The sequence below is a fragment of the Variovorax paradoxus B4 genome, from assembly GCF_000463015.1.
GTDB classification, from domain to species: Bacteria; Pseudomonadota; Gammaproteobacteria; order Burkholderiales; family Burkholderiaceae_C; genus Variovorax; species Variovorax paradoxus_E.
Map to the genome: position 1 here is coordinate 1,565,820 of NC_022247.1, position 12,176 is coordinate 1,577,995.

General features: G+C 68.5%; 8 protein-coding genes. 4 read left to right on the forward strand and 4 right to left on the reverse strand.

All coding sequences use genetic code 11. The annotated features are described in order from the left end of the window. Positions 1–18: 18 nt before the first annotated feature. Positions 19–6,051, reverse strand: coding sequence for an alpha-2-macroglobulin family protein (locus VAPA_RS07130; protein ID WP_021006094.1), 6,033 nt, complete (start codon positions 6,049–6,051; stop codon positions 19–21). Positions 6,052–6,202: 151 nt separating this feature from the next. Here VAPA_RS07130 and opgC point away from each other — a divergent pair, with 151 nt between their 5' ends. Continuing rightward, positions 6,203–7,345, forward strand: coding sequence for an OpgC domain-containing protein (gene opgC / locus VAPA_RS07135; RefSeq protein ID WP_021006095.1), 1,143 nt, complete (start codon positions 6,203–6,205; stop codon positions 7,343–7,345). 7 nt (positions 7,346–7,352) lie between these two features. Here opgC and VAPA_RS07140 read toward each other — a convergent pair whose 3' ends face one another. The 3 genes from VAPA_RS07140 to VAPA_RS07150 all read right to left on the reverse strand — a co-directional run bounded on the left by VAPA_RS07140 (position 7,353) and on the right by VAPA_RS07150 (position 9,458). Beyond that, the gene (locus tag VAPA_RS07140) at positions 7,353–8,024 is read right to left on the reverse strand and encodes an SGNH/GDSL hydrolase family protein (RefSeq protein WP_021006096.1); all 672 of its coding nucleotides are present in this window, start codon (positions 8,022–8,024) and stop codon (positions 7,353–7,355) included. 80 nt (positions 8,025–8,104) lie between these two features. Further along, a complete protein-coding gene (locus VAPA_RS07145; RefSeq protein WP_021006097.1) occupies positions 8,105–8,857 on the reverse strand; it encodes an anti-sigma factor in 753 nt (250 codons plus the stop codon). 25 nt (positions 8,858–8,882) lie between these two features. Beyond that, on the reverse strand, positions 8,883–9,458 hold the full coding sequence (locus VAPA_RS07150; RefSeq protein WP_230558976.1) for an RNA polymerase sigma factor: 576 nt from the start codon (positions 9,456–9,458) through the stop codon (positions 8,883–8,885). Positions 9,459–9,659: 201 nt separating this feature from the next. Between VAPA_RS07150 and VAPA_RS07155 the strand changes: the two genes are divergently transcribed. The 3 genes from VAPA_RS07155 to VAPA_RS07165 all read left to right on the forward strand — a co-directional run bounded on the left by VAPA_RS07155 (position 9,660) and on the right by VAPA_RS07165 (position 12,166). Further along, on the forward strand, positions 9,660–10,205 hold the full coding sequence (locus VAPA_RS07155; RefSeq protein WP_021006099.1) for a DUF3455 domain-containing protein: 546 nt from the start codon (positions 9,660–9,662) through the stop codon (positions 10,203–10,205). A gap of 98 nt (positions 10,206–10,303) precedes the next feature. Next, complete coding sequence (locus tag VAPA_RS07160) at positions 10,304–10,840, forward strand: hypothetical protein (protein WP_021006100.1); 537 nt, start codon at positions 10,304–10,306, stop codon at positions 10,838–10,840. Positions 10,841–10,855: 15 nt separating this feature from the next. Next, a complete protein-coding gene (locus VAPA_RS07165) occupies positions 10,856–12,166 on the forward strand; it encodes a tetratricopeptide repeat protein (protein WP_021006101.1) in 1,311 nt (436 codons plus the stop codon). The last annotated feature ends 10 nt before the right edge of the window (positions 12,167–12,176 follow it).

A 12,176-nucleotide genomic window follows, 5' to 3' on the forward strand; every position in this document is an offset into this window, starting at 1 on the left:
ACCGGTTCGACCAGGCGGCTACTTCGCAGCCTCCACCTTCACGCGCGCATTCGGTGTCTCGCCGAACATCTCGGGCGCGTACATCGCCTCGACACGGCTCGGCGGCAGCGCGAAGTCGCCCACGTTGTTGAGGCGCACGGTGTATTCGATCTTCACGACGCCCTTGGGCAGGTACTCGTAGTAGCTGCGGAAGGCCTCGAAGCTGCGTTCCTCGAAGGCGAGCCAGCCGGCGCCCGACTTCCTCTCGCCCTGCGTGGCGATCTGCGAGTCGCGGCCGAGGCCGGTGCCGAGGATGGTGGCGCCGCCCGGAATCGGGTCGCTGACCACGACCCAGGTCATGTCGGTGCTGGCGTTCACCTCGATGGCCACGCGCAGCACGTCGCCGCGCGTGTACTTGCCCGCGGTGGCCTGCTCGACCGGCGTGATGGTCTTCTTGATGGCATAGCCGGCGGCAAACGGCGCCTTCAGCTGCACCGCGGCAATCGACTGCATCGTGAGCCAGGGCTTGCCGCTGCCCTGCTGCGTGACCAGCAGCGTGTCGCGCACCGGCGCGCCGGCAGGTGAAGCGGCCCAGGGCAGGAACATGGTGTTGTTCTTCAGGTTGCCCGGCGACGCGGGTGCGCCGAAGAAGGTGCTCTGGTTGGGCGCGCCGGCCGCGTCGGTGGTCTTCACGCGCTCGACGTTGCGCCAGTCGACCTGCGCCTTGACGGCGCCGAGCGTGGCGGCCGTGACGCCGGCCACCGGCGTGCTCTCGAACACCTTCGAGAACTTTTCGAGTGCGAGCCCGCCCCACAGGTTGGCGGTGGTGGTGTGCCAGGCGCCGTTCTGCTGGCGGCCGATGAAGCCGTTGGCGAGCTTGCCGATGTCGTCCTTCCAGGCCGGGTCGTCCATCACGCTGAGCAGCAGGCGCGCGGTGTTGACGTCGCCGTTGGTCATGAGCCACCACCAGTAGTCGTCCTGCTCGGTGCTGAAGACGAGCTTGGTGCCCTGGTACGACAGGCGCGCCTTGAGCACGTTGCTGGCTTCGTCCAGGCGCTGCTGGCGCTGCGGCACGTCCTGCACGCGCTTGAGGATGTTGAGCCAGTCGATCACGGCGCTGGTGGGCCACTGGTTCGGCGCAATGGTGATGCTGCCGAGCATGCTGCCCTTGGCCGTGCCGTAGCGCGACAGGGCCTCGAGCGCGGCGAGCTTGCGCACGTCCAGGTCCTTGCGCGGGCTCCAGAATTCGCGCTGGATGCGGCCTTCGACAAAGGCGATGAGGCCCGACTCCATCGGCGCGCGCGCCGCGTCGGGCAGCGCGAAGGCGGGGTTCAGCGCCGCCGCCTCGTGCGTGGCCGCCAGCAGGTACGAGGTGAGGATGTCGCTGCCGCGGTTGGACTCGCCGTCGCGCGGCGGAAAGTAGCTGGCCAGGCCGTCGCTGTCGAGGTACGTCGGCAGCTGGGCCAGCACGCTTTGCCACATCTTCGCGTCGCGCAGGCCGACCGATTTGCTGGTCTTCTGTTCGAGGCAGACGAACGGGTAGTTGGCGAACCAGTCGCGCACGCCCGGCAGGCCTTCGGCCAGCTTGGGTTGCAATGCGAGCTTCAGGCCGCCGCGGCCGGGCAGGGCGTCCGCAGGCGGTGCCACGTCGATGGTGAAGGGGCCGTCGAGCTGCACCAGGGTGGCCTGCTGCACCGTGAGCGGCACCGACGGGATGATGCGCTGGCGCACCTTGAGCGCATCGCGTGCGCCGCCAATGGTGTCCTTGGCCTCGATCTCCCACAGGATGGCTTCGGCGCGCGTCTGCGCGAGCTGCGCGGGCGCGGTCACGGTCCATGCGACTTCGCGTGCTTCGCCGGCCGGGATGTCCACCGTCTGCGGCTCGAGCGTGAGCAGCGTGGCGCGCGGCGTGGCCTCGACCTTCATCGGTTTTTGCGTGGTGTTGCGCAGCGTGATCTGGGCGCGGAACTGGTCGTCCTCGCGCACCAGCGGCGGCAGGCCACTGATGATCTGCAGGTCCTGCGTGGCCTGGATGCTGGCCTGGCCGGTGCCGAACAGGCTGGTGCCCGAATCGGCCACGGCCACGATCCTGAAGGTGGTGAGCGCATCGTTGAGCGGCACCGTCACCACGGCCTGGCCGTTGGCGTCGAGCACCACCTTCGGGTTCCACAGCAGCAGGGTATCGAGCAGCTCGCGGGTCTGGCCCTTGCCGCCGCCGCCGCCCGCGGGCACGGCCTTGCGCCCGTAGTGGCGCCGGCCGACGATTTCCATCTGCGCGGTGGAGGTGCTCACGCCCCAGCTGCGCCGCTGCAGCATGGCGTTGAGCAGGTTCCAGCTGTCGTTGGGCATCAGCTCCAGCAGCGCCTGGTCGACCGCGGCCAGGGCCACTTCGGCGCCGGCCGCCGGCTTGCCGTCGGGCAGCTTGGCGGAGATGGTGATCTGCGCCTTGCTGCGCACCGGATAGCTGGGCTTGTCGCTCGTGACGGTCACGTCGATCTGGTGCGCGCGCGTGCCGACGCGGATCTCGGCCATGCCGAGGCGGTAGGCGGGCTTGCTCAGGTCGACCATCGCGGTGGGCGCGACGTATTCCTTGCCTTCGTACCAGAAGGCGGTCCACCACTCGCGCGGTGCCTTGAAGCCCCAGGTGAAGAAGCTGTACCACGGCACCTCGCGCAGCCGCCCGCGCAGCGCGAGCACGCTCACGTAGGCGTTCGGTCCCCATTCGGGCCTGACCTGCAGGCTCACGGTCGGGTCCTTGCCGTCGAGCTGCACCACGCGGGTCTCGATGATGCCTTCGCGTTCCACCGACACCAGCGCGGTGGCAAAGCGGAACGGGCTGCGCACCTGGAACTTGGCGACCTCGCCGGGCTGGTAGCTCTTCTTCTCGGGCAGCACGTCGATGCGGTCGTTGTCCTCGCCGCCGAACCAGAGTTCGCCCTGTTTGGTCACGTAGACCGAGCTGGCGGCGCGGCTGTCGCGGCCCTCGCTGTCGGTGGCGCTGGCCACCAGCTCGACCTCGCCGGCTTCCTTGAGTTCGGATTCGCACAGCAGCAGCCCGCGCGCATCGCTCTTGCCGCTGCAGACGGTGCCTATGTCCTTGGTCTCGGTCTTGTTGTCGTAGGTGTAGAAGCCGCCCACCATGCGCTTGCGGCTGGTGGTGGTGATGCGCGCCACGGCGCGCACGTTGAGGGTGACGCCGGCCTGGGGCTTGCCCGAGAGGTCGAGCGCGAGTGCCTGGTACTTGAGCTTCTGGCTGGTCGAGACCCAGCCTTCGGTCTTGATGCCGGCGATCACCGACGCGGGCCACAGCGTCTGCGTGCTGCGGATGGTCTGCACTTCGCCGTTCGGGTCGGCATAGGTGGCCTCCAGCAGCAGCTCGCGCGCGGCTTTCACCTTGGGCACCTTGTCGATCGTGACCTTGCCGGCGCCGTCCTTGTTGAGCGTGAGCGGCAGCTTGTCGGCGATCACGCGGGTGTCGTTGGCGCTGTTGATGTCTTCTTCGCCGCCTGCAGTGTCGGCGGCGGGCGCGGCGGGCGCCTGCGAACCTTCGGGCTGCACGCGCGGCGGATTGAAGCTGAAGGCCTCGTGGTCGGCAAAGCTCAGGCTCTTGCCGCGCACCATGGCCGACACGCGCACCGGCAGGTTGGCGGCGCCGCCGCCGGCCACGTAGTTGATCTGCACGTCGGCCGGCACCGAGGCCACGCTCACCAGCGGCTTCTTGTCGGCGGGTGCGATGCGGCCTTCGAGCACGGGCAGGCGGAATTCCTCGACGCGGAACTGGCCGGTGGAGAAGCTGCGGTTGTAGCCGTCGTCGCCTTCGCTTTCTTCTTCGGAGCCGCCGCTGCTGGCGTCCTTGCCCTTGCCGCTGCGCAGCATCACTTCGTACAGGCCGAGCTTGGCGGCCGGCGGTATGGCAAAGGTGTTCTCCGCGCTCAGGCCGCCGGTCGGGGTCTTGCGCCAGGCCAGCGGCTGCGTGAAGCGCTGGCCGCTGCCGGTGTGGGTGACGACCAGCGTGTCGGGCCGGTTCTCGGGCAGGCCGAACCCCTTGCTGGTCTGGGTGCGGATCAGGTGCTTCATCGACACCGTTTCGCCGGCGCGCAGCAAGGTGCGGTCGAAGATGGTGTGGGCCACGCGGTCGGGCTCGGGCTGCAGGCTGGTGGGCACGTTGAAGCGCCAGGGCTCGATGCCGCGCTGCCAGTCGCTCCAGGTGAAGGCCAGGTCTTCAATGCCCTTGTCGTCCTTGGCGCGCGCGCTGACGAACCAGGCACCCGCGTTGTATTCGTCCGGGCCGTTGCAGTTGGGCGCGTCGGGCGCAACGCCTGTCAGCGTGACGATGCCGTTGGCGTCGGTGGTGCCCGATGCGACGGCAACGCCGCGGCAATCGGACACCCGCACCTCGGCGTTCGGCACCACCTTGCCCTTGTCGAGCGTGGTGACCCAGGCCATCGAGTTCTCGCGGCCGAGCTTGAAGTGCACGGCAAGGTTGGTGGCCAGCGCGGTGGTGCGCACGTACATCGTGCGGCTGGCGCCGTAGCGCTCGTCGAGCAGCGCGTCGCCGAGCTTTTGCGAAGCGATCTCGAGCACGTGGAAGCCCGGCGTCAGCGGAATGCCGATGACTTCGAACGGGCGCGGATCGCCGCTCTCGGCCTTGGGCATGTCGAGCGCCTTCACGCCGGGCTGGCCCGCGAGCAGGGACAGCATGCGGCTTTGCACGCGGGTGCGTTCGCTGGTTTCGATGACGGCGGGCAGCGCGCCCTTGATGTCCTTGCGCGCCTGTTCGCGGCTCACGGTGTATTCGTCGTAGCGGCGCACCTTGCGGAACCACGCGATGATTTCGGCGTCGGTCTTCGGGTTCATGTCGCTGACCTTGCCGGGCGTCAGCGCCTGCACCATGAGCGCAGGTTCCACCCGCCGCACGGTCACCGGCATCATGGCCGGCGTGCCGGGTTCGGCCAGCCGCTCGACCACGCCGAAAGGTGAGGCGGCGAACTTGGCCAGCGGCGGCATCGCGCCGGTGGCCACCTTCAGCGGGAAGCTGTCGGGCGAAGCCAGCGGCCGGCCCGAGGCGTCTTCGAATTTGGCGGGCAGCTCGATGGTGAACTTGGTGTCTTCGGCGAACGGCGGGCCGAAGCTCGCGGCACTGACGACGTCGTCTTCGCTGGGCGTGCCGCCGTCGTTTTCGAGCGTGGCGGCGATCGACTTGCCGCCGCCCTTGAGCTGGATCTGCGAGGCCATCTTGCGCGTGACCGGCGCGTTGAACTGCAGCTGCATCGGCCGCAGCGGCAGGCAGGCGGCCTGCGCGTTCTCGCGCTCGCAGCTGAAAGACACGGCGAACGGCTCGCGCACCTGGAAGTTCAGGCGGCGCTCCACGTTGTTGGCCACGCCCGACGGGGTGGCCACGCCCTTGCCGTAGACGATCTGCACCTTGCTGCCCGGCGTGAGCGTGCGGTTGCATTGCAGTGCGATGAAGCGCAGCGGGTCCTTGGCGGCTTCCTTCTCGCGGCCGAAGGCTTTGAGGAGCCCGGTGCGCTGCTCGCCTTCGAGCAACCGCACGGGAATGCGCTCGCCGATGCCGTCGGCCGCGCACCAGACGTTCTGGCGCACGCTCTCCACGGTGGCCGCGCCGTTGAGCTCGAGCACGAACATCTGCTGCTCGTCGATCCGGCCATAGCTGCCCGGCATGAAGTTGCGCACGAATGGTCCGCCGCTATTGAATTGATAGCGATCCGGCCCGGTCAGCTCGCCGCCCGAACCGGACTTGAAGCCGGGAATCCGCGTGACGGTGCAGCGCACGCCGGGCGGCAGGTCGTTCTCGAAATCCCAGACCCAGGCCTTCGCGTCGGTCCAGCGGCCGGTGCCCTTGCCGGCCTGCGCGTCGGTGCAGCTCACGGCAAGCGGCGCGGGCGCTTTCGGGTCGCCGAAATTGACCGCGGGCTGGTCGAACTTGGCGACCACCTGGCGCACGCGCGCCACTTCGCCCTGCGGCGTCAGGCTGATGATCTGGAGGGCAAGGGCCGGGCCGGCGAACAAGGCGCTGCCGGCCAGAAGCAGCGCTGGAATGGTTCTTTTCAATTTTTTCTCCACCTGGAAGCAGCGCGCAGCGTAGCCGATTTGAAAGGCGCTCCGGCAGTGCCAGGAGTCATATGCCTCGGCCGCTCTTCATACAATCGGCACTGTCGTGCGTGCGCCGCGCAGACCGCCACCAAGACCTCGCCGCCGACCGATGAAACGCTACTGGGAAATAGACGCCTTGCGCGGGCTGATGCTCGTGCTGATGACCGTCACCCATCTGCCGACCCGCCTGACCGACCCGCTGGGCCAGCCCTTCGGTTTCGTTTCGGCCGCGGAAGGCTTCGTGCTGCTGTCGGCCTTCGTGGCCGGGCTGGTCTACAGCCGCATCGGCTACGTGCGCGGCGTCGACCCGATGCGCCAGGCCTTCTGGCGGCGCGTGCTCAAGGTGTACCTGTGCCAGGCGGCGATCCTGCTGTTCCTGTTCACGGTCATTGCCGCGCTTGGGTTGCACGTCGACCAGCCCGCGGTGAAGAACCTGGTGTCCTACTACCTGGCCGAGCCGCGCGACGGGTTTCTCTTCGGGCTGCTGCTGATCTACGAGCCCGCGCTGCTCGACATCCTGCCGATGTACATCTTCTTCATGCTGATGAGCCCCTGGGTGCTGGCCTTTGCCATGCGCCACGGCTGGACGCCGGTGATGGGCGCCAGCGTCGCCTTGTGGGCACTGGCGCAATTCGGCCTCAGCGAATGGATCTACGGGCTGGCGGTGCACTACCTCGGCCTGCCGGTTCCGTTCCACGAAATGGGCGCCTTCAACAGCTACGCCTGGCAGTTCCTGTGGTTTGCGGGCCTGTGCCTCGGTGCCAGCCGCAACCTGCCCGATGCGCGGCCGCTGCGCTTTCCGGCCTGGCTGTGGGTGCCCGCGCTGGCCATTTCGGTCTACGGCTTCTGGTGGCGCCACCACGGCATCAACGGCCAGGCACCGTTCGGCGGCGACGTGGAACTGAACCTGCTGTTCGACAAGTGGCAGCTCGGGCCGCTGCGCCTCGTGAACCTGGTGGCGCTGGGCATCCTGGCGGTGCGCTTCGGGCCGGGGCTCATGCGCAGGATTCCGCGCCTGCACTGGCTCGAGGCGATGGGCGCGGCCTCGCTGCCGGTGTTCTGCGCGCACCTGGTGGCGGTGCTGCTGGTGCTGGCCTTCTACGGCGACAGCCAGACCGCCCGGCCCTGGTGGGGCGACGGCCTGCTGCTGCTCGCGGTGTTCGCCGGCATGTATGCCGTGGCGCGCTTCACGCGCGGGGCCGACCTGCCGCCGCCGGCCGAAGACGTGCCGACGGAGACCGCGCGGGCCTGAGGGCGAGTCAAAGATAACTGGCGATGATCGACTGCCAGAGCCGGTAGCCCTCGTCGGTCATGTGCAGCCTGTCGCTCCTGAACAGTTCCGGCCGGGCCCGGCCGTCGGCACCGAGCATCGGCGTGAAGACGTCGATGTATTCGCTGTCGGGCAGCCGGTTGAGGTAGGCCGAGATCACGTTGTTGGTTTCGCGGATCTGCGACATCAGGTGCTCGCGCGAGGGGCTCGGCTTGATCGAGATGAAGCTGATGCGCGTGTTGGGCAACTCGGCGCGCACCGCGTTGGCAAAGCGCGCAAAGCTCTCGAGCACCTGCAGCGGCGTGCGGCCTTCGGCCAGGTCGTTGTCGCCGGCGTACACCAGCACCTGCCGCGGCCTGTAGCGCACCACCAGGTCGCGCGCGAACAGGCTGCAGTCGGCCAGGGTCGAGCCGCCGAAGCCGCGATTGACGATGCCGGGCACCTGGCGGAAATCCTGCCCGAGGTTCTTCCACATGCGCACGGTGGAACTGCCCACGAACACCACGCCGCCGGGAGCCGGGAACTGCTGCTGGTCGGCCCGGAAGAAGGCGGCAAGCTCGTCGTGCCCAGCGCGCCTTGGCGGCGAGGTATTCGGAGGAAGCGTCTGCGGCGGCGGAGCCGTCCGCCTCGTAGGGGAAGGCGGCCGAAGCGGTCTGGGCATGCGAGGCAAGCGCTGCCGTCAGCAGTGCGGCCGCGAGCAGCGCGGATTTCATCGAAGACATCGGGAAGACGGGAAGCAGGTCAGATGGTTTTCTCAATGAGGGCGCCCTTGAACACGATCGGGCCCTTCGGACCGCTGCCGGGTGGCACGCCGCCCTTGGCTTCCAACGTAACGGCCAGGGTCGGCACGGCGTGGACATCGGATTCTGACGCAGCCAGCCGCAGCGCCGGCGCATTGTCGAGCACGCCGAGCGAGCGCGGCGCGCCGCCCGGCGGCAGGGCCCAGAGCTGCAGCGACTTGTCGGCGTCTTCGCTGTAGCTGCCCACGCGCTGCAGCACCAGCTGCCGCTTCCTGGGGTCGAAGGTCACGAGCATCGAGGCGGTGGCCTTGTCGTCGGACAGCACCGCCACGTACTGGATCGCCGGCGCGTTCTGCAGCTGATCGCGCAGGTTCAGCCCGACCACCACCGCCATGACGGTGGCAAGCGCACCGGCCGCGGCGGCGCCGCGCCAGAGCGCGAGGCTGCGCAGCCAGCCGCCAGGTGCCGGGGAGGCGTTGGGGGCCGCACCGCGCTGCCGCCCGATGGCGTGCTGCGCCTGCTCGGCGTCGACCATGTTGCGGATGCGGGTCCAGACCGCGGCGTCGGGGACGACCGGGCTTTGCAGCTCGGTCATGCTCGCGAGCCGGCCCTGCCACACCAGCGCCGCGGCGCGCACCGGCGCCTGTTCGCGCGCCAGGGTTTCGAAGCGCCGGCGGGCGCCGCCGCGCAAGGTGCCGAGCGCATGGCTCGCGGCCAGCAGCTCGAGCAGTTCGGGGTGGGCGAGAAGGTTCATGGAAAACTTGCCTTTGTCATCGCTGCTAGGCGAAGCGTCCCATGCACAGGCGCAGTTTTTCGAGCCCGCGCCGGATCCAGGTCTTGACCGTGCCCAGCGGCAGCTTCAGCTGCTCGGCCAGTTCGCCGTGGCTCAGCTCGCGCAGGTAGGCCAGGCTCACGACCTCGCGCTGGCGGGCCTCGAGCTGGCTCAGGCACTGGTGCAGCGCCCAGGCCTGCTCGCTGGCGTCGGCCGTGTCGGCCGGGCTGGGTGCATCGGATTCGATCGTCTCGGCCATCAGCTCGTCGAACTCCTGGGTGAGCTGGGCGCGATCGGCGGTGCGGCGGCGCAGCAGGTCGAGCGAGCGGCTGCGCACGATCAGCCCCAGCCAGGCGAGCGGCGGGCTCAGCGTGCCGCGGTAGTCGCCGGCCGCGCGCCAGACCGTCATGAACGATTCCTGCAGCACGTCCTCGGCCCACTCGCGCTGCCGCACGACACGCATCGCCAGGCCCATGAGCCTGGGCGCCGTCCGGTCGTAGAGCAGGCGCAGCGCGACCTCGTCGCGGCGCCCGATGCGATCGATCAGCGAGATCAGTTCGGCGTCGGGGCTGGGTGCTGTCATGCGCGGATTGTGGGGCATTGGCCTGCATGGAAAAGGTACGGCGGCGCGGCGTTGACGGATTCACTTCGGCCGCCGTGAATCCATTCGGCCACGGCTGCCGTACAGGCCTGCGAGACCGTCGAAAACGCACGACACCAAGGACGGACTCGCGCTCCATTCATTCATCATCGATCCGAAGAAATTCGGGCAAAGGAACCGTCCATGACCATCCGCATCCTGACCGCGCTCGCCACAGCCGCTGGCCTTGCCGCCTGTTCCGGCATGGGGGTCAAGCCCCCGATGTATTCCCAGGCCAGCCTGCCCGACGCGGTGAAAGTGCCGGCCGGCCACGCCGTGGCCATGGAGACCGTGGGCACCGGCGAGATCACTTACGAATGCAGGGCCAAGGCCAACATGCCCGGCCAGCACGAATGGGTCTTCGTCGGCCCCGACGCCAGGCTGACGGACCGCAGCGGCAAGCAGGTGGGCAGGTACTACGGTCCACCCGCCACCTGGGAGAGCATGGATGGCTCCAAGGTCACGGCCACGCAGGTGGCGGTGGCGCCCAACGGCGGCGGCAACATCCCGCACCAGCTGGTAAGGGCGAACCCGGCCATGGGCACGGGGGCCATGCAGGGTGTGAGCTACATCCAGCGCGTCTCCACGCAGGGTGGCGTGGCGCCGGCCGCGGCCTGCGACGCCTCGGCCATGGGCCGGAAGCAGGTCGTGAAGTACCAGGCCGACTACATCTTCTACCGCGCCATCTGAGCGCCCCGACCCCCCGTTTCCCGCACGCAGGAAACATTCGGCAACGTATACTGCCCCGCAAAATCGGAGCGGGGCGCACCAGGGTGCGGGGGCGGGGAATGAAGCAAATTGCGATCGTTGTCGCGCTCTGCGTGGGCGCGTGGTACTTTTTCATCGGCGGGCGCAAGCTCGACGAGGCCATGGTGCGCAAGTACTACGAGAAAGAGGCGCACGCCGTCTATTCGCGCGATACCGAGCTGCTGTGCAAGCAGCTCAGCAAGAAGGCCGTGATCCAGAGCAAGACGATCATGATGGGCCGCACGCAGGAGACCACCAGCGACCGCGAGCAGGCCTGCGAAGGCATCCGCAAGTCTTTCAAGATGTTCGAGTCGGTGGGTGAGCGCATGGGCGGCATCCTCACCATCGAATACGAGTACCACATCGACAGCATCGACGTGGCGAGCGACCGCAGGAGCGCCACCGTCGAGGGCACCAGCGTGCTGAAGATGGGCGAGGCGGCCATGCAGTTCAAGAGCAGCTTCACGCAGCGGCTGGAGCGCGAACTGGGCCAGATGCGGCTCGTGCGCGGCGACGACGTCACGGTGGTGCGTCTGGGCGGGCGCGGCGCCATGAGCCAGAGCGACTTCTTCAAGTAAGCAGGCGCCGCCATCATGCTCATCAAGGAATCGCTCCCGCCCCCGCCGCCTTTCTGGCACCGCCTCAACAGCTTCTTCGCGTTTCCGTTCCAGCTGCGGCCGCTCATGTACGGCCTGGTGCTCGCGTTCTGCAGCCTGCTGTTCGAGGCCATTCCTTTTCTGCATCCCGGCCTGTCGCTGATCGTGATCGAACTGGGCATCGTGCTGGCGGCCAGCCGCTACGGCTTCAAGGTCACGGCGCTCGGTTCGCGTGGCATCTGGCGCTCGGCCGATTTTCCGCGCGAGCTGAATGAAGACTGGGTCAACCTGCCGTGGAAGCTGTTTGCCATTTCGCTGGTGCAGGGCGCGCTGATCGGCTGGCTCGCGTGGTTCGAGCCGGTGCTGGGCACGGTGGCGCTGTTCGTGGTGTCGTTCACCTTTCCGGCCGCGATGATCGTGCTGGTGCAGTCGGGCAGCTTCTTCCAGGCCATGAACCCCGGCCACGTGATGGATGCGATGCGCATCATCGGCTGGCCCTATGCGCTGCTGTGCTTCTTCCTGTTCCTGCTGAGCGCGGGCGCGCAGATTGCCATCGGCATGCTGCTGCCGATGATCGACGGCCTCATCATGCTGCCGATCGCCAATTTCGCGTTCATCTACTTCGGCTGGGTGATGTCGAGCCTGCTGGGCTACGTGATGTACCAGCACCACGACGCCTTCGGCATCGACCTGCTGCCCGGCGGCGGCGTGGACGACGGCGCGCCGGTGGACCGCCGCACGCCCGAGCAGATCGCCGCGCAGCGCACCGATGCCGAGGTGGCGCAACTGGTGACCGACGGCGACGTGGCCGGCGCACTTGGCATCGCCTACGAGGCGCAGCGCGTGGCGGCGGCCGACGATCTGGCGGCGCAGCGCCGCTACCACCGCGTGCTGCTGCTCGCCCCCGAGAAGGCGTCCACGCTGCTCGACCATGCGCGCCGCTTCATTCCGCTGCTGCTGCGGCGCGACCTCGCGTCCGAGGCGCTCAAGGTCTTCAAGGCCTGCCGCGAAAAGGACAAGACCTTCGCGCTTGACGACGCCCCCACGGTCATGACGCTGGCCAAGGCCGAATGGCGCAACGGCGATGCGCATGCCGCGCTCGCGCTGCTGTCGGGTTTCGACCGGCGCTTTCGCGGCCATGCGGCCATTCCGCAAGCCTACGAACTGGCAGCCCGGGTGCTGGTGCAGGGGCTCGGCCGCGCCGACATGGCACAGCCGATCCTGACCACGCTCGAATCGCGCTTTCCCGACAGCGAGCAGACGCAGGAAGTGCGCTGGCTGCTGCGGCCCACGCCCACGGCTTCCTGAGCTCCAGTTG

Excerpts from the sequence above, each read along its gene's own strand:
- opgC (WP_021006095.1), top strand. The coding sequence starts at position 6,203 with ATGAAACGCTACTGGGAAATAGACGCCTTGCGCGGGCTGATGCTCGTG.
- VAPA_RS07140 (WP_021006096.1), bottom strand. The coding sequence starts at position 8,024 with ATGCCCAGACCGCTTCGGCCGCCTTCCCCTACGAGGCGGACGGCTCCG.
- VAPA_RS07145 (WP_021006097.1), bottom strand. The coding sequence starts at position 8,857 with ATGAACCTTCTCGCCCACCCCGAACTGCTCGAGCTGCTGGCCGCGAGC.
- VAPA_RS07150 (WP_230558976.1), bottom strand. The coding sequence starts at position 9,458 with ATGACAGCACCCAGCCCCGACGCCGAACTGATCTCGCTGATCGATCGC.
- VAPA_RS07155 (WP_021006099.1), top strand. The coding sequence starts at position 9,660 with ATGACCATCCGCATCCTGACCGCGCTCGCCACAGCCGCTGGCCTTGCC.
- VAPA_RS07160 (WP_021006100.1), top strand. The coding sequence starts at position 10,304 with ATGAAGCAAATTGCGATCGTTGTCGCGCTCTGCGTGGGCGCGTGGTAC.
- VAPA_RS07165 (WP_021006101.1), top strand. The coding sequence starts at position 10,856 with ATGCTCATCAAGGAATCGCTCCCGCCCCCGCCGCCTTTCTGGCACCGC.